Genomic DNA, 297 nt, shown 5'->3' on the forward strand with positions numbered 1-297 from the left:
GCTCGAGACCTTTTCAGAAAGTTATCAAGTCGCCTCTAATCAGTAAGTACAGATAGAGTCCCTGATATGGCAGACAAACTATATATAGGCGTCATGTCTGGCACCAGCATGGACGGAATCGATACCGTCCTTGCCTCAATATCTGAAAACAAAACCACCAGTATTGAATCATTTAGCGCACCATTTTCAAGCTCGCTTAAGTCGAAACTTCAGTCATTGTCACTACCAGGCGACAATGAGATAGACCGCCTTGGCGAAGCCAGTGTCGAGCTAGGTGAAGCTATTGCGGAAACCGTG

The 297-nt window shown here is 46.1% G+C and carries 1 protein-coding gene; it reads left to right on the forward strand.

The window, feature by feature from the left end; genetic code table 11:
- Positions 1–66: 66 nt before the first annotated feature.
- Positions 67–297, forward strand: a 231-nt coding sequence (locus A3756_RS03910) for an anhydro-N-acetylmuramic acid kinase (RefSeq protein ID WP_197481153.1), incomplete at its 3' end; no start/stop codon positions are given.

It is taken from the genome of Oleiphilus sp. HI0086 (assembly GCF_001635225.1).